At 63.5% G+C, this 20,872-nt stretch carries 19 protein-coding genes; 7 read left to right on the top strand and 12 right to left on the bottom strand.

From position 1 onward, the window contains the following. Positions 1-36: 36 nt before the first annotated feature. Entirely contained in the window at positions 37-1,644 is a 1,608-nt protein-coding gene (locus CH281_RS05775; protein ID WP_094693365.1) for a sensor domain-containing diguanylate cyclase, read from the bottom strand. Positions 1,645-1,835: 191 nt separating this feature from the next. On the opposite strand from CH281_RS05775, the gene CH281_RS05770 reads away from it, so the two are divergent. Next, positions 1,836-2,993, top strand: coding sequence for a beta-ketoacyl synthase N-terminal-like domain-containing protein (locus CH281_RS05770; RefSeq protein WP_094693363.1), 1,158 nt, complete (start codon positions 1,836-1,838; stop codon positions 2,991-2,993). 56 nt (positions 2,994-3,049) lie between these two features. Here CH281_RS05770 and CH281_RS05765 read toward each other — a convergent pair whose 3' ends face one another. The 7 genes from CH281_RS05765 to CH281_RS05735 form a co-directional block, all read right to left on the bottom strand. Further along, entirely contained in the window at positions 3,050-3,253 is a 204-nt protein-coding gene (locus tag CH281_RS05765; RefSeq protein ID WP_094693361.1) for a zinc-ribbon domain-containing protein, read from the bottom strand. Between the two features lie 97 nt (positions 3,254-3,350). Continuing rightward, the gene (locus CH281_RS05760) at positions 3,351-4,544 is read right to left on the bottom strand and encodes a flavin reductase family protein (protein ID WP_032385552.1); all 1,194 of its coding nucleotides are present in this window, start codon (positions 4,542-4,544) and stop codon (positions 3,351-3,353) included. Positions 4,545-4,670: 126 nt separating this feature from the next. After that, entirely contained in the window at positions 4,671-5,291 is a 621-nt protein-coding gene (locus CH281_RS05755) for a response regulator transcription factor (protein WP_032385764.1), read from the bottom strand. Between the two features lie 80 nt (positions 5,292-5,371). Next, positions 5,372-6,835 carry an aldehyde dehydrogenase family protein gene (locus tag CH281_RS05750; RefSeq protein WP_057473891.1) on the bottom strand — a complete coding sequence of 488 codons (1,464 nt, stop codon included), beginning with the start codon at positions 6,833-6,835 and terminating at the stop codon, positions 5,372-5,374. A gap of 85 nt (positions 6,836-6,920) precedes the next feature. After that, positions 6,921-8,198: an amidase gene (locus CH281_RS05745; protein WP_094693359.1), complete on the bottom strand. Its 1,278-nt coding sequence runs from the start codon at positions 8,196-8,198 to the stop codon at positions 6,921-6,923. Further along, the gene (locus CH281_RS05740; protein ID WP_057473889.1) at positions 8,195-8,464 is read right to left on the bottom strand and encodes a hypothetical protein; all 270 of its coding nucleotides are present in this window, start codon (positions 8,462-8,464) and stop codon (positions 8,195-8,197) included. The genes CH281_RS05745 and CH281_RS05740 overlap by 4 nt, the downstream gene beginning before the upstream one ends. Before the next feature lie 122 nt (positions 8,465-8,586). Next, positions 8,587-10,110, bottom strand: coding sequence for a PAS domain-containing sensor histidine kinase (locus tag CH281_RS05735; protein ID WP_032385766.1), 1,524 nt, complete (start codon positions 10,108-10,110; stop codon positions 8,587-8,589). 210 nt (positions 10,111-10,320) lie between these two features. Between CH281_RS05735 and CH281_RS05730 the strand changes: the two genes are divergently transcribed. From CH281_RS05730 to CH281_RS05705, 6 genes are all read left to right on the top strand, one after another. Beyond that, the gene (locus tag CH281_RS05730) at positions 10,321-11,475 is read left to right on the top strand and encodes an acyl-CoA dehydrogenase (RefSeq protein WP_094693357.1); all 1,155 of its coding nucleotides are present in this window, start codon (positions 10,321-10,323) and stop codon (positions 11,473-11,475) included. Positions 11,476-11,492: 17 nt separating this feature from the next. Next, positions 11,493-11,858: a hypothetical protein gene (locus CH281_RS05725; protein ID WP_032385555.1), complete on the top strand. Its 366-nt coding sequence runs from the start codon at positions 11,493-11,495 to the stop codon at positions 11,856-11,858. Positions 11,859-11,958: 100 nt separating this feature from the next. Further along, entirely contained in the window at positions 11,959-13,257 is a 1,299-nt protein-coding gene (locus CH281_RS05720; RefSeq protein ID WP_094693405.1) for an aromatic ring-hydroxylating oxygenase subunit alpha, read from the top strand. Beyond that, entirely contained in the window at positions 13,250-13,762 is a 513-nt protein-coding gene (locus CH281_RS05715) for an aromatic-ring-hydroxylating dioxygenase subunit beta (RefSeq protein ID WP_032393265.1), read from the top strand. The genes CH281_RS05720 and CH281_RS05715 overlap by 8 nt, the downstream gene beginning before the upstream one ends. Continuing rightward, complete coding sequence (locus CH281_RS05710) at positions 13,759-14,499, top strand: SDR family NAD(P)-dependent oxidoreductase (protein ID WP_094693355.1); 741 nt, start codon at positions 13,759-13,761, stop codon at positions 14,497-14,499. The genes CH281_RS05715 and CH281_RS05710 overlap by 4 nt, the downstream gene beginning before the upstream one ends. 9 nt (positions 14,500-14,508) lie before the next feature. Then, positions 14,509-15,465, top strand: a complete 957-nt coding sequence (locus tag CH281_RS05705; RefSeq protein WP_094693353.1) for a PDR/VanB family oxidoreductase — start codon at positions 14,509-14,511, stop codon at positions 15,463-15,465. A gap of 98 nt (positions 15,466-15,563) precedes the next feature. Here CH281_RS05705 and CH281_RS05700 read toward each other — a convergent pair whose 3' ends face one another. The 4 genes from CH281_RS05700 to fdhA all read right to left on the bottom strand — a co-directional run bounded on the left by CH281_RS05700 (position 15,564) and on the right by fdhA (position 20,822). Continuing rightward, complete coding sequence (locus CH281_RS05700) at positions 15,564-17,261, bottom strand: amidohydrolase (RefSeq protein WP_094693351.1); 1,698 nt, start codon at positions 17,259-17,261, stop codon at positions 15,564-15,566. A 48-nt stretch (positions 17,262-17,309) separates the two neighbouring features. Further along, positions 17,310-18,677 (bottom strand): MFS transporter, encoded by a 1,368-nt coding sequence (locus CH281_RS05695; protein ID WP_094693349.1) that lies wholly within the window; start codon positions 18,675-18,677, stop codon positions 17,310-17,312. A gap of 171 nt (positions 18,678-18,848) precedes the next feature. Further along, positions 18,849-19,403: a nuclear transport factor 2 family protein gene (locus CH281_RS05690; protein ID WP_032393260.1), complete on the bottom strand. Its 555-nt coding sequence runs from the start codon at positions 19,401-19,403 to the stop codon at positions 18,849-18,851. 201 nt (positions 19,404-19,604) lie between these two features. After that, positions 19,605-20,822 carry a formaldehyde dehydrogenase, glutathione-independent gene (gene fdhA, locus CH281_RS05685; RefSeq protein WP_032385562.1) on the bottom strand — a complete coding sequence of 406 codons (1,218 nt, stop codon included), beginning with the start codon at positions 20,820-20,822 and terminating at the stop codon, positions 19,605-19,607. Positions 20,823-20,872 lie beyond the last annotated feature (50 nt).

The raw sequence follows: 20,872 nt of genomic DNA, 5'->3' as shown, positions 1-20,872 counted from the left end.
CAACAGTGCACAGTCGTGCCTGTTCGTTACCGAACGCTACGACTGTGCCGAGTACTGAGACACCGGCTTGGCCTGATACATCTCGTGGTCGGCATCGTCGAGAATGTCCAAGGCAGTGCGAGGATCACCACTGTCGACGGTCACGCAGCCGATACTGGCGGTCACCGTCAGTTCTCGATCTGCCGTCGTGATCGGGGTTGCGAGTTCCGCCCGGACGTCGTCCGCCTCCGACCCCACACTGCACGGCACCACAGCCACGAATTCGTCACCGCCGATGCGTCCGACGAATGCGTCGTCGGGCAGAGCCCGCGTCAAGCGCGCGGCCACGACACCGAGAACGGCATCACCGACCGTATGTCCGTGTAGGTCGTTGATGGTCTTGAAGTTGTCGAGGTCGATGAACAACACCGCCATGGCATCCTCCCGACTCGATCGGGACAGCTCCTGGTCGAGCCGCGCCAGAATCAGCGGGCGGTTGGGAAGCCCGGTGAGGTCGTCGTGTGTTGCCGCGTGTTCGAGCTTCATGCTCGTCCGATAGGCATCGGTGACGTCGACGAACGTTGCCACGATCGAGGGTGACGGGCCGCCGAAGTTGAGCATGGTCGCAGTCAGAGACAGCCAGAAATGTCGTCCGTCCCGACGACGTTCGACTCCGATCACCGACTGGCTGGGCTTCCCGGTCCGGCCGGTGACGGCCACGGGGTGTTCGAGTCGCCGAATGGGTTGCTGATCGGTGCCGTACACCCGGAACGGCAGCACAGCGGACTGTCCCGTCGTCGCCGATCCCACCTGGATGTCGAGGATCGTCTTCGCCGCGAGGTTCGCCGACGTGATGCGACCGGCGTGGTCGAGTACGACGACACCTGCCTCCAGCGATTCGACCACGGCGGTGTAATGCTCCTCGGCCCGGCGGACGGCACTCTGGTCGGCGCAGACCAACACGTACCCGTCGGGCATCTGGGCCGCGGAGACCACCATCGCCAACGCAGTCCCGTCCGCGCGCAGATGCGAGTCCCACAGCCGGCCGCCGGCCGCGAGAATGGCCACCGGGTCGCAGGGCACCCCCACTGCATTCGATACGGAGAGGCCGAGCACATCTGCTGCGCGTCGTCCGTAGACCGACTCCGCGGCAGGATTCCAACTGGACACGACCCCGTCGGAGGACACCCCCACGATGGCGTCGCTGACGTGCTCGACCAACGCGGCTTGATAGTGCAGCGCCTTCTGTGCGGCCTTGTGTTCTGTGAGGTCGCGAAGGATGACCTGAAATGCAGGTTCTCCGTTCCACACCGTGCGGACCGAGACCGCCTCCATGGTCAGAGTCGATCCATCGAGGGCGAGTACCTCCGCCTCGGAGGCCGAACTGGCGGTTCCGTGCACGTCCAGGGCGGCGATGCGCTCGAGCATCGGCCCGATCGACGCGGCCGCGATGAAGTCGGTGATCGGACGGCCCACCACCGCACCGAGACTGTCGGCGCGCAGATACCGGAGCCCCGCAGGGTTGACGTAGACAAGGTTGCCTCGCCGGTGGACGACGATCGCGTCGGGCGAGTGTTCGATCAGAACCCGATAGCGATCTGCGAGACCGGGCGACCCGGGATCGGCTTCGGGGTCGCCGACGACGTCGCGCTCCCCTGGGGCCATCTGCGGTCCTCGCGTTCGTAGGCGGTCTGTCGACACTCGATTCAACCACTTCTGTGGGCCGAGCCGGAATCTTCTGCGCGGTTCGATGCTTATGTCCGTTTTCCGACTGGACCCAGTGCTTGTTTGCGGGGCTAAATCGAGGAACCAGCCGAAAACGGCTCGTACAACTCGAGAAGGAACGGGAATCGATCATGACATCTCACGGCATCGACATCAGTGGGATCGGCGCAGTGTCCGGCTACGGCTGGGGTACGGCCGCGTTGTGGACCGGTCTGGCCAGCGGTAAGGCTGCCGCCACCTTGCACCACAACCGGTCGCACCCGGGCCGCAACCCGGTGTGGCTTGCGAAAGTGCCCGACGGCGGGCAGACCGACGACGGCACCAGCCGCTTCGGCCGCGCACTGCGCGGCGCTGCACGCGAGGCCATCGACGACGCACTCGCTCGGGGCTGGCGGCCCGGTCGGCGGGTCGGTCTGGTGCATGCGGTCGTCCTGGGTGAAGTGGACGAGTGGCGCAACTTCTATCTGGAGGACGGCGGTGTGCGGCGGGTGCGCGACTACCTGACGCTGATGCCGTCGACCCCGGTATCACTGCTGATGCAGGAGCACGGCTTTCACGGCCCGGCGATGAACGTCTCGGCCATGTGCGCGTCGGGCAACGCCGGCCTTCTCACCGCCAAGATGTGGCTCGATACCGGCTTCGTCGACGACGTCGTCTTCGTCGCCACCGACCTGTCTCTGACGCCGGAGAACATCGACCATTTCGTCGCGCTGGGCGTCGGGGTGGTCGACGTGGAACCTCAGGAGGGCTGCCGACCGTTCCAGGAAGGTAGTCGTGGGTTCGGAATGGGCGAAGCAGCAACAGCTTTCGTGCTCACCAACCGTAGCGATGCTGCGTACGCGCGGGTACTGGGCGGTTCGATGACTCACGACGCGTTCCACGCGACGTCCATCGACCCGGCCCTGACGCAGGTACGAGACTGCTTCGAAGCCGCCTTGACGGACGCCGGTGCCACGGCGCGCCAGGTGCGCTACCTCAATGCGCACGGGCCAGGCACCGCTCAGTGCGATGCCGCGGAGGCGGAGATGCTGGAGACGGTGCTCGGCTCACACGCGCAGGTGTATTCGGTGAAGCCGCTCACCGGGCATTGCCAAGGCGCGGCGTCGGCCGTCGAAACCATCTCTGCCGTCATGGGATTCGATCGCGGACTGGTTCCTGCGGCCCCACAGGTCTCCGACGGACACCCGCAGTTGCTCGACGGATTCACCGCAGCCGAGCCAGGTCTGACGATGAAATCCTCGCTGGGAATGGGAGGACACAATTCGGTGGTGGTGCTGGCTCCTGCGTGAGCGACGGTCTGCCGGATGGTTCGCGCGCCCGCACCGTCGCGGGCGCGCGAGCCCGTTCAGATCGACACCCCGGCCCCGCAGATTCCGCATTCCTCGAATTCGACGCGTTTCCACCGTGCAACCGGGACGAAGAACAGCGTGAATTGCTGGTAATGCTTCATTCTCGCCCACTGGGTCGTGTTGTGGCACCGCGGGCAGTTTCGCGTTGCGCCAGGGCCGACGTGTTTGCGCTTGCTGCCGAAGCCGAAGAGGAGAAACATCGGACCAGCCTAGAGGTACGGGCACCGAGGGCGCTCGATTCCGATGCAACCGTGGTCGCCTACAAGGAAGACCCCTACCTGACGCCATCGATCGTCGCTACCCTGCAGTACTCGAGCCCCGAGCCGATTCGAGTACCGCCACCACGGCTCTGGCGCGTCGGATCCAGTCCGAGACCAGACGTCCGGGCACGTTCTGCGGAACCTGCGCGAGCCGAAGTGTCAGTGTGTGTCGACCGGACGGATCGCGGACCGGCAGCACGACCGATCCCACGTTGTACGTGCCGGTGTCGTCGAGCACCTGCGGCCGGTAGTCGACCGAGGTGCGGCCGATCTGCGCTCTGATCTCGCGTTCCTGCCGCGGAGTCAGGCGGCCGGACTCGTATTGCTTGGTGGCCTGCCGCATTTCGGTGTACGCGTCCGATCCCGCCGCAGGAAGAAACGAGATCCCGTAACCGTGTTCACGAATGAAATCGAGCCGGTCACGATGTACCTGGGTCCCCTTGTCCGCACCCTTCAGCTTGTCGATCCAGCGGTTCTGATCGGCCTCGGGCAACGCGAAGACGTAGGAGTCACCGATCGGTGGCACGATCGGTATACGTTGAGCCAGAGCAGCATCGCGGTCGACGCCGGGTGCCGTTGCGGACAGCACCGTCGCCATTTCGTCGGCACTGACGGCCGTCAGGACCGACACTTCGCAGCCGATCTCGGCGGCGAGAGCGTCGACCTCGGCGCGCGCAGCATGGGCAGCGTGTATGGCCGGAAGAATTTCGTGGTCCATTCGAGCGAGCAGAGACGTGCACACGAAACTGCCGTAGCCACCCTGGAAAAAGATCAGCGGCGACACCGGGTTCGTGATGGCCATGTCCTGAACCTCGCACAGCACGATCCAGTGATCGCCCGCGTCCACGGTCTTCCAGATCGTCGTGTCCATCCAACCGATCGCGTCGGTGAGCACCGGACTTCCGTTCGGTGATGCGTACCAATCGATTCCGGCGAATTTGTTCTCCCAGCGCTGCGCAATGGACATCACCTCACGTTCCTGATCGCCGCCGACGATGTTGATGCACAAGGATGAACAATCCTGCATTCGCGCAAAAGTACGCGACGTCTTCATCGGCATGAACGAGACGAGTGGGGGGTCGAGCGAGACCGAACTGAAGGTGCCGACGACCAACGCCAGCAGCTCCCCTGTCGGATCCGTGCCGGTTACCACCGCGACGCCCGTGGGATAGTGTCCCGTGACTTCTCGAAACGTTCTCTGCGTTTCCTCCGTGGTTACTGTGTGAGGCATGCCGATCTCCTGAGCATTGTCGACGGTGGACCGATTCGGTATTGCACCCAAATTAATTTCCCACCTGTTCTTACTGGTAGGCGGGAAACCTTTAGCCACACCGTCGGAAAAGGACGTGCACAGCCCTCAGACCGTTACTCGCCATGCCAGGACGTCACGGACCAGTGTGCCGAGACTTTCGGCCTCCGTCTTGGCCTTGATGCGCGCTCGATGCACATCGACGGTCTTGACGCTGGTACCCAAGCGGCGTGCGATCTGTTGACTGGCCATACCCTCGACCACCAGCCGCAACACCTCTCGCTCGCGCGGCGTCAGAGCATCGAGGCGCCGGTGTACCCGGTCGCGCTCCGCACGCTCGGAGAACACACCGGACGCCAGCCGAAGTTGCTCTTGAACGACCTCGAGCATGCGCTGCGGCTCGTACGGTTTCTCGAGAAAATCGACGGCTCCCGCACGCAGCGCACGTACCGACATCGGAATGTCCCCGTGCGCCGAACAGAAAATGATCGGAGCCGGATAATCGCGTCGGATCAATTCGTCCTGTAGCTCGAATCCGCTCATGCCCGGCATTCTGACGTCGACGATGACCACTCCGGGCTCGGCCGCATCCATTTCCTCGAGAAATGCGGTAGCGGTCGGATAGGTGAGCGCCTCTATTCCGACACTCTGCAGAAGAAACGCCAGTGATTGCCTGAGATCTTCGTCGTCGTCCACCACGTGAACGACGGTGGGCTTCACGGTTTCCATGAGTTCCGAGCCTAGCTGTGGACGGGCCTCGGCACAGCGGAAGCCGCCCACCGATCGGCCGACGGAGTCGACGTGGTCGGTCACAGAACGATCGTGACGGTTTTCGCCTCGGTGTTGGCCAAGATTCCTTCGTATCCGAGCTCACGGCCGAGACCACTGGCTTTGACTCCGCCCCAGGGCAATTGGGGAGCAAGTGGGGACCATCCGTTGACCGCGACGGCTCCCGCCTGCAATGCCGCCGACACGGTGTGGGCCCGCCCCAGATCGGTCGTCCAGAGCGTGGCCGCCAGGCCGTACTGATTGTCGTTGGCCAAAGCGATTGCGTCGGTGTCGTCGTCGAAGGGAACGACGATGCCCACAGGCCCGAAGATCTCTTCGCGGGCGATGGTCAGGTCGTTGGTGCCGGCGAACACCGTCGGACGTACGAAGTGGCCGCGGTCGTTTCCGTCTGCGTCGCCGTCGGTACCACCCGCTACCAGGCGGGCGCCCTCGGACTTGCCCTTCTCGATATAGCCGAGCACGCGGTCCTTCTGCTTCGCGTTGATCAACGGGCCCATTGTCGTCGAGGCGTCGAAGGGATTGCCGAGCACCTGCGCTCCGGCGGCCGCACCGAGACCCTCGACCACGGCGTCGTACACGGAGCGGTGCGCGAAGATACGCGTTCCCGCGGCACACACCTCGCCCGAGTTGGTGAACAGTCCCATTGCGGCACCGCCCACTGCCGATTCGAGATCGGCGTCGCCGAAGATGATCTGCGGCGATTTGCCTCCCAGCTCCAGCGTGGTGCGCTTGAAGTCCGCAGCGGAGTTCACGAGTATTCGACGGCCGACGGCGGTGGATCCGGTGAACGACACCTTGGCTACCCCGGGGTGTGTCGTGAGCGCCTCGCCGGTAATCGAACCGATACCCGGAAGAACTTGCACGACGCCTGCTGGGAATCCGGCCTCCTCGATCAACCGCGCGAGATGCAGGATCGACAACGACGCGTCCTCGGCCGGCTTGACGATCACCGTGTTACCCGTGGCCAGCGCCGGTGCCAATTTCCATCCGAGGATCATCAGTGGGGCGTTCCACGGAATGATCGTGGCGATGACCCCGACTGGTTCGCGGCGGGTGTAGGCAAACGTGGGACGGCCCATGTAGCCGTCGTTCGGCAGGGTCTCGCCGTTGATCTTGTCTGCCCATCCCGCGTAGTAGCGAAGCGAAGCAACAAGATTGGGGATGAACATCATCTTGCCGAGGAAGAACAGTCCACCCATGTCGAGCGACTCGAGGCGGGCCAGTAGCTCGGCGTCACGTTCGACCAAGTCGGCCAGCTTGTTCAACAGCTGCCCTTTGTGCGATGGCGGCACCGCGGCCCAGCTTCCGGTCGACGCGGACTGCGCTGCGCGGACTGCACGATCGACGTCTGCGGCGTCCGCCGAGGCGATGTCGGCGAGCTTCTCACCGGTCGCAGGATCGAAAGTCTCGAATGTACCGGCGCCGCCGCTGCTCCAGCCCCCGTCGATGAAAAGATCGGTGGTGAAATTCGATACTGCGGTCATGGCCGCCTCCTGTGCTGGTCGAAGTGAATGGTGCTCGATGACGAAAGGAAATCGATGCCGAAACCGGCATCGGTGATGCCGGCGATCACGCCGCGGGCTGCGAGGCGATCACCGCGGAGATCCACGACGCGCCGGCAAGAAGTTCTGCTTCCGAGTTCGGCGGTCCGATGACCTGAATTCCGAGCGGCAGGCCCCTGCCATCGGTCAGGCCGGGAACGCTGACAACAGGCAGTCCCCAGGCTTGCCACGCCCGGCTCAGTGCCGGATCCCCTGTCGCGGTGAGACCTTCGGGGGCAGCGCCCGGGGCCGCGGGCCCCACGATGACGTCGACGCTGTCGAAGAGACGCAGGATGTGCTCCCGCGTCTCGGCGACGGTGATGCACGCAGCGTGGTAGTCCGCGGTGGCGGTTGCTGCTCCGCGTTGCAACAGTGCCGTCAGCGGAGCGCTGAGTCGGTCGACATCAGCGAAGAGTGCGCTCCGTTCGCGTGCTGCCTCGTAGGACATGACCACCGCATGGGCAGCGGTGGCGAGCGAAACGGCATCACCCGCGGGGAATGCCGACTGTCCGGCTCCATCCGCTCGAATCCCACGACCGAGACGGGTGAGAGCATCTGCCATGTCGGGCTCGACGACGCCGAGTTCGCCTGCGTCCCAGAGCAGTACCCGTGGCGGCGCAGACATACAACCCAGAACGACCTCCTGCCCGACGAATGCGGACCACGCGCATGCAAGGTCGCGTACCTGGGCGGCATAGAATCCGTGACTGTCGAGACTGGCCGCCAAGCCGGTCACGCCCTCGGTCGAATGCCGCCCCCGAGTCATGACCATCGACGCGACGCCGCAGTACGAGGCGGGTCGAGTCACCGATCCGGCGGTCTGAGAACCGAGAGCCAAGGGCACCTGCCCCGACGCCACCGCGGCTGCCGAACCACTCGACGATCCCCCCGGGGTGCGCGACGGATCGGCAGGATTGCGAGTCGGTCCGGGGGCGAAGAATGCGAACTCGGTCGAGACGGTCTTGCCCGCGGGCACGGCACCTGCAGTGCGCCACGCCTGCACTACGGCGGCATCGGCCTCGGCCGGCCCCCGCGCGGCATAGAGATCCGTTCCGCATCTCGTCGGGAGTCCCGCGACGTCGACGATGTCTTTGACTCCCAACGGAATTCCGCCCAGCAGGCCGGGCGGATCCTCGAGCTCGACCGGAGGCGCGTGCACTACCCATGCCGCAAGATCATCTTCTGTGTCGTCGATGCGGCGCTGGGACCGCCGCCATGCATCCTCTACGGTGCTGCGTCCGGCCCGTAGGTCGGCCACGAGATCGGCCAGCGACCACGGCTCGTACAGGGGAGAGCCGATGCTCATCGGTCGCCCCACACTGCGTCGGCTGTCCAATAGTCCATTCCACCGGCACTGACGAAATGTCGCCACTCCGAGACGCGCCGCAGTGATGGCTCGGCGCGCTCGGTCGCCCGATCTGCCGCATCCGGGCCATCGGCTCGGACCTGCCAATGCACCCAGTTCAGCTCGTTGCCCTCATGGTCGTGCATGAACAGGTCCACGTGTCGCCATCCGTACCCGTGAGTGTCGTTGTAGCACATCAGTGTCATGCGTTCGCGTGTGTCGTCCATACGTCGCTCTCCCGGATAGGTCCGGCTGCGCACTGCTCAGCAACCGAAGATCTTGGGTCGACGCTACGAGTTGGGCGGTCGAACCGGAATGAAGAGTTCCTTGCCGACCCTGAAGATTTTCCCTACGCCGGCGGGCCCTGCTCGCCCGCAACAGCCGAGTCCCGATCGACCGTCGGGAGTACGAACCCGAACACCGAACCGCCCTCCGCGCCGGGGGTGTACCAGATGGAGCCGTGCTGCCTGGTGATGATCCGATAACTGAGTGCGAGACCGATCCCGCTGCCCGACTGCTTGGTGGTGAACGACTCCTCGAAAGGGTTGCGCTGCAGCCCTCTTCCTCGATCTGTCACGGTGAAGGCACCACCGTCCTCGCGGTTCCCGGTGGACAGGGTGATCGTGCGGTCCGGGAGCGCGCACTGGGCCATTTCGTCGATCGCGTTGAAGCACAGATTGATGATGACCTGGCCGGTGAGTACGCGTTCGCAGCGCACCCGCACCGGATCGTCGGCGAGCTCGAAGTCGATTCGGACGGAATTCTGTTCCGCGCGGAGGCGAATGAAGTAGAGACATTCGGTGACGACGGTATTGAGATCTACCGTCTGATCGATCTGTTCGAGGTGTCCGACGAACGTCCTCAGTGTGGAGACGATCGTTGCTGCCCTTTCGATTTGCCGATGAGCCGATGTGAGACCGTACTCCACGCGCGACGCGAGATGACCGTCGCCGGTCAGGATGGTCTCGACCCCCGCCAGAAAGTTGCCCGCCGCCGCGAGCGGCTGCCCCAACTCGTGTGCGATTGCCATGGCCATATCGCCCATGGCGTTGTACCGAGCCAGATAGTTCTCGCGCTGAAGTTCCAGCCCGCGCATCTCCTCGGTGCGCACGCGATCGGACACATCGTGCAGCAACATCAGATAGGCGCTGACCTCGTCCTCCTGCAGTCGCTCGACACTGCCGTCCAGCCACCGTGTTCTGCCCTCTGCGGCAAGCACTTCCAGACGGACCGAGGCCACCGGACTCGCGTCCCGTGCCAGGTCGCTCCAGGTGGATCGGCGACCGGCTACATGGAACGACGCGTACGAGGCGAGGGACCTGCCTGCCGGGGGTTCGACACTGGGATCGATACCCAGGTGTTCCATCGCGGTGTCGGTCGCGAATCCGATCGCGCCGGTCTCGTCGAGCACGAACGCGATCGTGGACGTATTCCTCGACAGTGCGTCGACGTACGTGGTGGTCAACCTCAACGCACGTTCGGTGCGCTGCTCGTTCTCGATGTCCCGGAACTGCACCATCACTGCGGGGCCCTGGCGCAATTCGATCCTGGTCGCAATGGCGTCGGTCGGGATGATACGGCCGGATTTCGACCGATAGTGCCACTCGATACGACTGCTGCCGCACTCGACGGCCTCGTGCAACCACGCTCGTCCGACCACTCGGTCGTACTGCTGCGCAGAACTACTCATGTCGTTCGCCTTGAGAGGACGCATTTCGTCGAGATCGAATTCCAGCATCGCGCAGGCGGCGGGATTGGCCCACAGGATGCTTTTGGTCGCCCCGTCGTGCACGAGCACACATACCTGCGCGGCATTCATCATCTCGACGAAATCGGCCGGCACCAATTCCGGAACACGTGAGTCCATGGACATCTTCACGAGCGTATGCGCGGTGAACCGAACGATGTGCGGAAGGTTCGAATCTCACACCTGGACTGAAGAAATTACCTATACGACTGATGGACGCACCCCCTGCCGACCGCACTCTTTACCGATATTGGCCGCACGTGACTCGCATTACGGTCGAACCAACGAACAGGCCACGAGGCACGAGGCACGAGGCCTTGCACAAGGAGACCGATCATGACCGTCACTCAGGACGCTCCACCCGACGCCGGAAGCACGGCCACTCTCGACGACGTGTTGGTCGAACTGGCTCAGCGGCGGACGGAGTTTCGCAATCAGCGTTTCGTCTCCCCCGACTTCGTGGCACGCCTCAAGGAAATCGGCATCTATCGGGCCGCCACCCCGAGATGCTTCGGTGGCGATCCGCAGGCCCCGGCGGACTTTCTGCGGACCATCGAGAAGATCTCCGTTGTCGACGGTTCGACCGGGTGGGTGGCGAGCTTCGGCTCTGCCTTGATCTACCTCGCCGCGTTACCGGTGGACACTCAGGCCGAGCTGTACGCCGAGGGACCGGATGTCGTGTTCGCAGGGGGCCTGTTTCCGGTACAGCCGGCGGCGACGACCGACCGGGGATTCCTGGTCGACGGGCGTTGGAAATTCGCAAGTGGTTCGATGGGTGCCGACATTCTGGGCGTCGGAATTCCCGGTGACGACTCGACCGGCGGAAAACCCCGAACGGCGTTGCTGCGCCCGAAGGACGTGGAGATCGTCCAGGAATGGGATGTCGTGGGTATGCGCGGCACCGGGTCGTTCGACCTCGTGGTGAACAAGGTCGAAGTAGCGCGGGAGTGGACCTTCATTCGCGGCGGCGCGGCGACCATCGACGAGCCTCTCTATCGCTACCCGACGATCGCCTACGCCGCGCAGGTTCTCGCAGTGGTCGGTGCAGGCGTCGCCAGAAGCGCGCTCGACTACGCAGTGCAGGTCGGTGCCGGCAAGTCCGGCATCACCGGAGCCCCCAAGCTCGCAGACCGGCCCTACTACCGCATTGCCGTCGCCGAGGCGGAAGCCGCCTTGCGATCTGCGCGAGCGTACTTCTACGAGGTCACCGACGAGGTGTGGAGCGCGGTGCTGAACGGGCTCGAACCCACGGACGCTCAGAATGCTCACCTCCGTCTGGCATCGACCCACCTCGCCAAGATTTCGGCGGCGACTGCAGCGAAAGTCGTCGAAATCTCGGGCACCGGAGCCATTTACGCATCGCATCCACTTCAGCAGTGGACCGGTGACGCACTCGTTCCTCAGCAGCACGCATTCCTGGGCCCGGCCGTTCTCGACGCCGCAGGCGCAGTACTGATGGGCCAACCGCCCACCGTCCCCGGCTTCAAATGACCCTCGAAGGACAACACATGACCACTACTCCGCTTCGCGTTCTGTTCTGTATCGGCATCAACCAGAACTTCTTCGATCTCCCCGAGTCCGGAGTGACAGCCGGAGACGTCTGGACTGCGTTCGTCGCCCTGTCCGACGGCATCAAGGGTCTCGAGGGTGTCGACTTCATCGGCGATATCGACGACGACGCCACGATGGTCGGCCCCTCGGATTCCTGGCCGTGGACGTGCTACTTGCTCGCCGATGTCGACTCCCACGACACCGTCAAGCAGGCGTGCAACTTCTTGCGGACGATCGAAGTCGGATCCAGCGACTGGAAGCTGTGGAAGTACGTGAAGATCGAGGCCCGCATCGGCCGCGCACTCACGCCCCGCACGTACTGAACCACCGCGTACTCATGCTCCGCCGAACGACGCTGCACAGCTGCGTCGTTCGGTGGCCACCACTGACAACCTCGACAACGTGAGAGCTTTGGAGATATCGATGACCGTGCACGACACCGTAGAGACAACACCGAAGTCCCCGGCGTCCGATCTGGTGATGGGCGATCGTGTCGCGGGTCGGATCTACACCGACCCGGACGTGTTCGACGAGGAGATCACCAAGATCTTCGAGAGCACCTGGATCTGGGTCGCTCACGAATCGGAGCTCCCGAAGCCGGGCAGCTTCAAGTCCACTCACGTCGGCCTGCAGCCGGTCATCGTGACCAAGAACCGCAAGGGACAGATCAACACACTGCTCAACCGCTGTCGGCATCGTGGTGCCAGCATCTGTGAGCAGAAGACCGGCGTCGCAAACGGTTTCACGTGTCCGTACCACGCCTGGTCGTACAGCCTCGACGGGCAGCTGCGCGGCATTCCGTACCCCGAGGGGTACGAGGGCGTCATCGAGAAGGGCGAACTCTCGCTCAGGAAACTGCGCACGGAGTCCTACGGCGGAATGGTGTTCGCCACGTTCGCCCAGGACATCGAATCCCTCGAAGACTTTCTCGGCGACGCCAAGCTGTGGATCGATCGATTCATGAAACAGGGCGGTGGCTACCCCATCAAGGTGCTGGGTACGCACCGATTCCGGTTCAACGGCAACTGGAAGATCCAGCTCGAGAACACCACGGACGGTTATCATTTCCCCATCGTTCATCGATCCTGGATGGCATCGGTCGACGCCGAGACGGCAGACATGATGTCGTTCATGACCAACCCGGAAGCCGTCACCCACGATCTCGGCAACGGTCACAGCGTCATGCAGATGGTGCCCGAGCACTCCGATCTCGATGCCGACGATGGATCCGAGCCGCTGCAGGCGCGTTTCGACGATCTCGTGGCCGAGCTGTCCGCTGCGGGTCTCGACGAGCCGGCAATCCGTAAAATCGTTCGCGCCATGCACGGCACCGGCTTCAACCTCAATCTCTTCCCGAACGTGTCGATGTCGGCTGCCTTCTTCCGTGTTCTCGAGCCGACCGCAGTCGACGCGACGACCATCGAGCATCTGGCAATCGGTCCCGACGGGCCGGCCGAGGTGGTGAATCCGGTCAACAGGGCGCGGTTACGAGTGCACGAACACTTCCAGGGTCCGTTCGGTTTCGGTACACCCGACGACGCAGAAGGATGGGATCGGGTGCAACGCGGCGCTCAGGGCGCTCCCGACATGCCCATTCTCGTCAATCGTGGTGCTGCTCGGGAGAAGCCGAGCCCTGAAGGATGGCCCACCTCGCACGTGACCGACGAAACCGGTATGCGCGCCGCCTACGCACAGTGGAAAGAGATGATGAGCCATGACTGATACCGCCGTGGAAACGCTGTCGATCGCAGACACCCGTGTGGTACGAGCCATCGAATTGATCTGGCGCGAGGCCGATCTGCTCGATCGCAAGCAATACGAGACGTGGAAGGGCCTGTATTCCGAGGACGGCCTGTACGTCGTCCCGATCGACTCGACCGGAGACGACTTCGACAATCGTCTCAACATGATCTACGACGACGCTCGGATGCGTGACATGCGGGTGGTGCGGATGACCGAGGGGTACGCGATCGCCGCCGTCGACGCTGCGATCACCACCCGAACCGTCTCCCGTTTCGTCGTCGAATCCTGTGCGGACGACACTGTTCACCTCAGGGCCGCACAGATCGTCGTCGCGTTCAAACGTGGGAAGCACGATCTGTGGGCCGGCGACGTGGAATACCGCATCCGACTGGGAGTCGACGGCGCAGCGGACCGGATCGCTCTCAAGGTGATTCGGCTCGTCGACAGCGAGGACGCCGTTCCCGCAGCCGGATTCCTGCTGTGAACGCGCCTGTTGCTGTCGTCACCGGCGGCGCGAGCGGGCTCGGCGAGCTCATTGTGCGCAAACTTCACTCCACCGGTCACCGAGTCGCTGTCGCAGACATCGACCTGGAGTCCGCGAATTCGTTGGCAGCCGAACTCGGCTCTGCCGACTCGGTCCGCAGCTACCAGGTGGATGTCGGTGACAGGTCTGCGATCGAGCGTCTTCTGTCCGCAGTGATCATCGACTTCGGATCGGTCGAGGTATTGGTCAACAACGCCGCCAAGACACAGGCACGTCCGCTGATGGACATCACGGCCGAAGAGCTGGACTCGGTCATGTCCGTCGGGTTCAAAGGCACCTTCACGGCCTGCCAGATATTCGGTGCTTACATGGCCGGCAACCGGTACGGCCGCATCGTGAACATGGCATCTTTGGCGGGACAGAACGGTGGAACGGCAACCGGTGGGCATTATGCGTCGGCCAAGGGCGCGGTGATGTCTTTGACGAAAGTCTTCGCCCGAGAGTTGGCACCCTCCGGAGTGACCGTCAACGCGGTCTCACCCGGGCCCCAGGATTCCCCCATCGTGCGGAAGATCGTCGGCGAGGCCAATATCGAGTCCTACGCACAGACCATCCCCGTCGGTCGTCTCGGCGACCCGGCATTCATCGCCGAAATGGTGTCTCTGCTCGCATCGCCGACCGCAGCGTCGGTCACGGGTGCTTGTTGGGATGCCAACGGCGGACTCTACATGCGTTAGGAAGACGCCGTGTCCAGTGTCAAAGTTGTCGTAGCGCAGATCGTCGACGAAACGCCGAACATTCGTTCCCTTCGTCTCGTGCGCGACGGAGGGGGCGCACTCGGCCCCTATCAGGCCGGTGCCCACATCGACGTGACAGGTCCGACGGGCGTACTGCGGCAGTACTCCCTGTGCGGTCCCCCTGCCGAACCCGATTCGTTGCTCATCGCGGTCAAACGCGAGCTGGAGTCCCGCGGCGGATCCGAAGCGTTGCACCGGATTCGGGAAGGCGACGTCCTCGAGATCAGCGAACCGCGCAACATCCTCGGGGTGGCACCGAACGCCGACGCCCATGTGCTGATCGCGGCCGGTATCGGGGTCACTCCCCTGCTGAGCATGGCGTATCAACTGCACCACAGCAGTTCCGATTTTCAGCTCCACTACTTCTCGCACAGTCGGGAGCACACCGCGTTTCTCGAGTTGCTGGAGGATCGGGCCGAATTCCGTGACAGTGTCCATCTCCACATCGGTCTCTCCCGCACACAGCAAAAGGCTGTTCTCGACGGGTTGGCCGGCTCCGTGAGCGCTTCCTCGGCCGTCTACACCTGCGGTCCGGAAGGTTTCATGGAGACTGTGGTCTCGATCTTCACACCGACGGTGGGGCCGAACAACGTTCATATCGAACACTTCGTCGCCTCCGACATCGACACCTCTGGTGACACCGGGTTCACCGTCGAAATGGATACCGGTGAGTCCTTCGAGATACCTGCCGACCGATCGATTCTCTCCGTGCTGGAGGAGAACGGCATCGAGGTGTTCAAGTCGTGCGAGGAAGGTATTTGCGGCTCGTGTGTGTCCGGCCTCCTCGAGGGCGAACCCGAGCACCGAGACAACTGCCTGTCGGCTGCAGACAAGGCCGCGGGCAACCAGATCGCGCTCTGCGTCTCGCGTGCGAAATCGAGCAAGTTGGTCATCGAGCTGTATTGATCGCAGCTGAACGGCCCACTCCCCCCGCAATGTCGGCGGGGGGAGGCCAGTCGGTATCACCCGCTTCCGCGCGAGGTCCGCACCATGCCCGGCACGCGCTACTGCTGCGCCCGCTCGTACACAGCGGTACCGCCGACTACGGTGCGCAGCACTGCCATTGCGGGTATGTCATGAGGGTCGACGGTGAGGAGATCACCCTCGATGACGGTCAGGTCGGCAACCTTGCCCACCTCGATCGATCCCTTCCAGTCCTCGGCGAAGTCCTGCCACGCCGCGTCGATCGTGTAGGTGCGGAGCGCCTGCTCCAACGAGATCGTCTGGTCCGGGCCGCTGACGGCCCGAGAGGCTTTGCTCTCGCGAAGAATCATCGTCGACAGCCCCTGTCGCCAACTGGGCATCGTGACAGGGGCATCCGAACTACTCATCAGTCGAACCCCGGAGTCCACGGCACTTCGATAGGGGAATTCGTATGCTGCCCTCTCGGTTCCGACGAACTCCGGCTCGAGATCAGCGATGGTCCATTTGATCGTCGGATTCATGTTGACGCCGATTCCTGCCTCGGCCAACCTGTCCAGCGTTTCTCGAGAAATGAAGTCGCCGTGAATCAAGTAGTGCCTCGGATCGGGTCGCGGGTGATCACGCTGTGCTGCGATCAGTGCGGCCGCCACCGTGTCGATCGCTCGGTCACCGGTGACGTGCACGCCTACCTGGTAGCCCTCGATATGGCCTCGTCGAATCATCTCGGTCACTTCTTCGACGCGGCGTTCGTCGGTTTCACCACCGACACAGAGCGATCCGCAGCCGCCACCCACATACTCCTCGTGCATCCACGACGTCTTGCTCAGCGGTACCCCATCGGCGAACACCTTGACGCCGAGCACCCGGAACATACGCGAGTCCGGGCCGGCCGGCGGTTCGATACCAGCCAGATTTTCTGCGAATTCCTCTGCCGTACCACTCATTCCGCACGGCAGCAGCAGTACAGATACGCGAATTCCGAGTTCGTCGGCGGCCGCCAGCTTCGCGTACGTGGCAAGGCCCCCACTGCCCATCGCACCTCCCGCGAGCGATTCTCCGCCGGGCCCCAGGGCCGGATCGGTGAAACTCGTGATGCCCTCGCGCTGCAGTGAGGCGATTGCCGATCGTGCGGCTTTCTCGCGTCGTGCGTCGTCGAGAAGTGGGAGGCCTGCCTGCACCAGAGACTGCGCCCCCTCCATGAATATTCCGGTGAGCTCTCCCTCGGCGTTTCTCACCGCGCGGCCGCCCTCGGGAACAACGGTGTTCTCGTCGACGCCCACGAGCCGTAGCGCAGCCGAGTTGACCCAGGACGTGTGCCGAGAGAAGTCCTGTAGGAACACCGGGTTGTGCGCAGACACCGCATCGAGATCCCAACGGGTCGGCGAGCGCCCTGCCTCTCCGCGGCACTCATCGAGATATCCTTCGTCCCAGCCGGTTCCGATGATCCATTCACCTTCGGGCGCGGCGTCGACGGCTGCCTTCACAGCTGCGACGACATCCGCGATCGACTGCACCGTCGGGTACGTCACGTCCAGGGACAACGGCGGAGTATCCAAGCCGAAGGCAATCCCGTGTAGGTGAGAGTCGTTGATCCCCGGTAGGACGGTGTTGCCCGCGAGATCGATCACCACGGTGTCGGGCCCGATGTGCGCCGCAACGTCGTCGATGCCGACAGCGGTGATGACATCACCGGTGACTGCGACGAACGACGCAATACCGAAAGCGGCGTCCATCGTGATGATACGGCCGTTGATGTAGACAGAATCGGCGTAGGTCATGACATTCCTCTGTTTTTCGGTGGCCGGATCCGGCCACTGTGATCGTGTTCAGGACGTACGAGCCGCGCCTGCCGCAATCCGATTGCGCTCCAACCGAACCGGCGCAGTCTCGGGCAGAATCCACAGGCAGGTCAGTGAGATGATGCAGGCACCGGCGAGGTAGTAGCCGATGTTCGAGGCATCACCGGTGAATGCGACGATCCGGTTCGCGATCAGGGGTGCAATGCCGCCGCCCAGCACCGCCCCGACATGGAACGCGATGCCCATCCCGGTCTGGCGTTGTTCCTTCGGGAACAGCTCGGTGAAGTACGTGTACATCGGGCCGAACAGGAACCCGGTGGCGGTGAACCCGATCATCAAACCGAGCACAACCGAGGTGACGGTGCCCCATTGGGCCATGTGGAAGATGGTGAGCACCGCCGCGATAGTGGCCAGCGCACCGCCCATCATCACCGGTCGGCGTCCGATCCGATCGGACAGCAGTGATGCAAGCACCACCGCCGCTCCGTGCAGTACCAACGCGGCGATACTGCCGTACACGATGTCGGTACGTGGAAGACCGAGCCCCTCCGGAGCTTCGGCCGTGGCGTACGACAGCATGAAGATCGCGAGCACGAAGGTCGTGGAGTTCAGTCCGACGTTGACCCCCGCCGCAAGCACGAGGCGACGCCAACTGCTCTTCACGACGGTCTTGAACGGCATCTGCGCCCGCACGGCCTCTTCCCCGCGCTCGGCCACCATCTGTCGGAACACCGGACTCTCGTGAACGCCCTTGCGAACCCACAGTCCCAACACCAGAACCAGACCGCCGAAGAGGAACGGCAGACGCCACGCCCACTCCTGCACCGTCTCTGCCGGCAACAGCAGAACCAATGCGAACGACGCATTCGCGAGGATCGTGCCGATCGGGGACCCAAGAGCGGTGAAGACTCCGTAGCGTGCTCTTCGGTCGTCCGGGGCATGCTCGATGGCCAGCACGGCAGCGCCACCGGTCTCACCACCACGGCACAGTCCGTGAACGAGCCTGAGTAGAACCAGACAGACCGGGGCCGCGACGCCTACCTGTGCGTAGGTGGGGAGCACGCCGATGATCAGGGTGGCCGCGCCCATCCCGAGAAACGTCAACTGCAGGGCGCGGCGGCGACCGTAGGTGTCACCGACCCAGCCGAAGAGCACGGCCCCGAGCGGGGCCATCAAGAATCCGATGCCGAATGTGGCCAGACCCATGAATGTGCCGAACCATGCATTACCCGTGCGGAAGAACGTATCGGTGAACACGAGTGCTGTAGCGGTTCCGTAAATAGCGAAATCGTAGAATTCCAGTGACGTTCCGACGCCGCTGGCGAATGCAATTCTTCCCAGACTCGAACGCTTCGGCGGTGACTCGGCTTCGGTTGCAACTATCTTCTCGGACATCGGTATCGATCCTGTTCGGTTGGACGACCGCCGGACTGGAGAGTGATTCTCGCGGCGTTGTAGAGAACACTGTCGACCATCCCAAGAAGAATTTCAGCGCAACCGGGCCTGAATAAAGGTTCCCCTAGGCGGGCGACTCCACATCCCTATTGACATTTCGACTTCGATGCATCAGGGCTTCAACAACACCGACGAGCTGGGGAACGCTTCGGCGAAATGGTTCGGTAGCGGTGCCACGAACACGTTTTCGGTGCGAGTTCTGGAAATGAGCCACCGGCCTTCGACCTTACGGAAGGCGTTGTTGAGGCGGCTCGAACGCAACAGGCTCCTGCCGTCGGAGAACAGCCAGGGCTGCATGTGAATCCACTGGCCCTCGGCCGTATCGCCGTCGACGTGTATCTGTTCCGAGGTGAGGTAGTGGGCGTTGAGTAACAACGCAGGATCGGTCTTTTCACCCCAGAAGCGGTTGAAGTGCGCCCGAATGGCTTCCTTGCCTTCGGCGCGGCCGAATTGGCCGTCGTAGTACTCGCCCACGCCTTCCCAGACCGCGTCCTCGGTGTACAGGTCCAGCACCAGCTCGATTCGGCGAGCGTCGTCGTCCACGCCGAATTCGGGACACGGAGTGTCGCACAGGAACATGTAGCGAGCTTGGATGCGTCGAATGTCCGCCTCGGACTCGAGCACCTCGAGTCGGGCGGTGAGTTGAGCAATGGTTGTGTCGGTCATTCGATCTCCTCGGTAAACACCACGATCACGGACGGGTACGACTCGACGCTATGTCGACTCCGAAATCGGCGATATACGCAAATCCTTCAGCGTTGTCGGGCTCGTCCGTCACCCCCTGCGCTCCACCGCCTTTCGACCGCACACGAGAACGGCCGCCCTCGCATCCATCGGAGCGAGGGCGGCCGTAGTTACGCCGCGGTGTCAGCCGGCGATCATGCCGTGCGGGTCGATGACGAATTTCTGTGCGACTCCGCTGTCGAATTCACGGTAGCCGCGCGGTGCGTCGTCGAGAGTGATGACCGTTGCGTTCACCGCCTTCGCAATCGACACTCGTTCTTTGAGAATGGCATTCATCAATTCCCGGTGGTAGCTCATCACCGGGCACTGCCCGGTGGCGAACGAGAGCGACTTCGCCCAACCGGTGCCGAGGCTGAGCGAGAGAGCGCCGCGTTGTGCGGCCTCGTCCACGCCGCCCGGATCACCGGTGACGTAGAGCCCGGGAATTCCGATGCCACCGCCCGCGGTGGTGATGTCCATCAGCGAATTGAGCACCGTGGCCGGTGCTTCGTGGGACGAGTCTCCGCCGTGGCCGCGAGCCTCGAATCCCACCGCGTCCACCGCAGCGTCGACCTCCGGGACACCGAGGATCTGTTCGATCTGATCTTGCGGCGCGCCCTTGCCCACGTCGACGGTCTCGCAGCCGAACGTTCGTGCCTGCGCCAGCCTGTCGGCGTTCATGTCGCCGACGATCACCACCGACGCGCCCAGCAATTGTGCGCCGACCGCGGCCGCCAGACCGACCGGGCCCGCACCCGCGATGTACACCGTCGCACCGGGTTTCACTCCCGCGGTGACCGCGCCGTGATATCCGGTCGGGAAGATGTCGGAGAGCATGGTCAAGTCCAGGATCTTCTCCATCGCCTGATCGCGGTCGGGGAACTTCAGCAGATTGAAGTCCGCGTACGGTGCCATGACGTACTCGGCCTGGCCGCCCACCCATCCGCCCATGTCCACGTAACCGAACGCAGAACCGGGTCGATCCGGGTTGACGTTGAGGCAGATGCCGGTCTTGCGCTCCTTGCAGTTTCGGCACCGTCCGCAAGCAATGTTGAACGGTACCGAGCAGATGTCGCCGACCTTCAAGAATTCGACGTCTCGCCCGACCTCCACGATCTCGCCGGTGATCTCGTGGCCCAACACCAGACCCTCGGGTGCCGTCGTGCGTCCACGGACCATGTGCTGGTCGCTGCCGCAGATGTTGGTCGAGACGACCTTCAGGATCACGCCGTGTTCGCATTTGCGGCCGACGTTGGCCGGGTTCACGCCGGGCCCGTCGGTCAATTCCAGGCCTGGAAAAGCAATGTCCTGAACCTCGACTTTGCCTGGTCCGGCGTACGTCACTGCTCTGTTGTCTGCCACGATTTCTCCTGTTCGACGGTGTCCGGCTGCGTTCGACAGACCGAGATCGC

The sequence above is a fragment of the Rhodococcus sp. 06-221-2 genome, from assembly GCF_002258365.1.
Lineage (GTDB): Bacteria > Actinomycetota > Actinomycetes > Mycobacteriales > Mycobacteriaceae > Rhodococcoides > Rhodococcoides fascians.
This window is presented reverse-complemented; position numbering and strand designations above follow the sequence as displayed.

Coding starts and splice junctions, on each gene's coding strand:
- CH281_RS05755 (WP_032385764.1), bottom strand. CDS start 5,291: ATGGAAACCGTGAAGCCCACCGTCGTTCACGTGGTGGACGACGACGAA.
- CH281_RS05725 (WP_032385555.1), top strand. CDS start 11,493: ATGACCACTACTCCGCTTCGCGTTCTGTTCTGTATCGGCATCAACCAG.
- CH281_RS05720 (WP_094693405.1), top strand. CDS start 11,959: ATGACCGTGCACGACACCGTAGAGACAACACCGAAGTCCCCGGCGTCC.
- CH281_RS05715 (WP_032393265.1), top strand. CDS start 13,250: ATGACTGATACCGCCGTGGAAACGCTGTCGATCGCAGACACCCGTGTG.
- CH281_RS05750 (WP_057473891.1), bottom strand. CDS start 6,835: ATGACCGCAGTATCGAATTTCACCACCGATCTTTTCATCGACGGGGGC.
- CH281_RS05740 (WP_057473889.1), bottom strand. CDS start 8,464: ATGGACGACACACGCGAACGCATGACACTGATGTGCTACAACGACACT.
- CH281_RS05775 (WP_094693365.1), bottom strand. CDS start 1,644: ATGGCCCCAGGGGAGCGCGACGTCGTCGGCGACCCCGAAGCCGATCCC.
- CH281_RS05700 (WP_094693351.1), bottom strand. CDS start 17,261: ATGACCTACGCCGATTCTGTCTACATCAACGGCCGTATCATCACGATG.
- CH281_RS05760 (WP_032385552.1), bottom strand. CDS start 4,544: ATGCCTCACACAGTAACCACGGAGGAAACGCAGAGAACGTTTCGAGAA.
- CH281_RS05765 (WP_094693361.1), bottom strand. CDS start 3,253: ATGTTTCTCCTCTTCGGCTTCGGCAGCAAGCGCAAACACGTCGGCCCT.
- CH281_RS05730 (WP_094693357.1), top strand. CDS start 10,321: ATGACCGTCACTCAGGACGCTCCACCCGACGCCGGAAGCACGGCCACT.
- CH281_RS05770 (WP_094693363.1), top strand. CDS start 1,836: ATGACATCTCACGGCATCGACATCAGTGGGATCGGCGCAGTGTCCGGC.
- CH281_RS05735 (WP_032385766.1), bottom strand. CDS start 10,110: ATGTCCATGGACTCACGTGTTCCGGAATTGGTGCCGGCCGATTTCGTC.
- CH281_RS05745 (WP_094693359.1), bottom strand. CDS start 8,198: ATGAGCATCGGCTCTCCCCTGTACGAGCCGTGGTCGCTGGCCGATCTC.
- CH281_RS05695 (WP_094693349.1), bottom strand. CDS start 18,677: ATGTCCGAGAAGATAGTTGCAACCGAAGCCGAGTCACCGCCGAAGCGT.
- CH281_RS05690 (WP_032393260.1), bottom strand. CDS start 19,403: ATGACCGACACAACCATTGCTCAACTCACCGCCCGACTCGAGGTGCTC.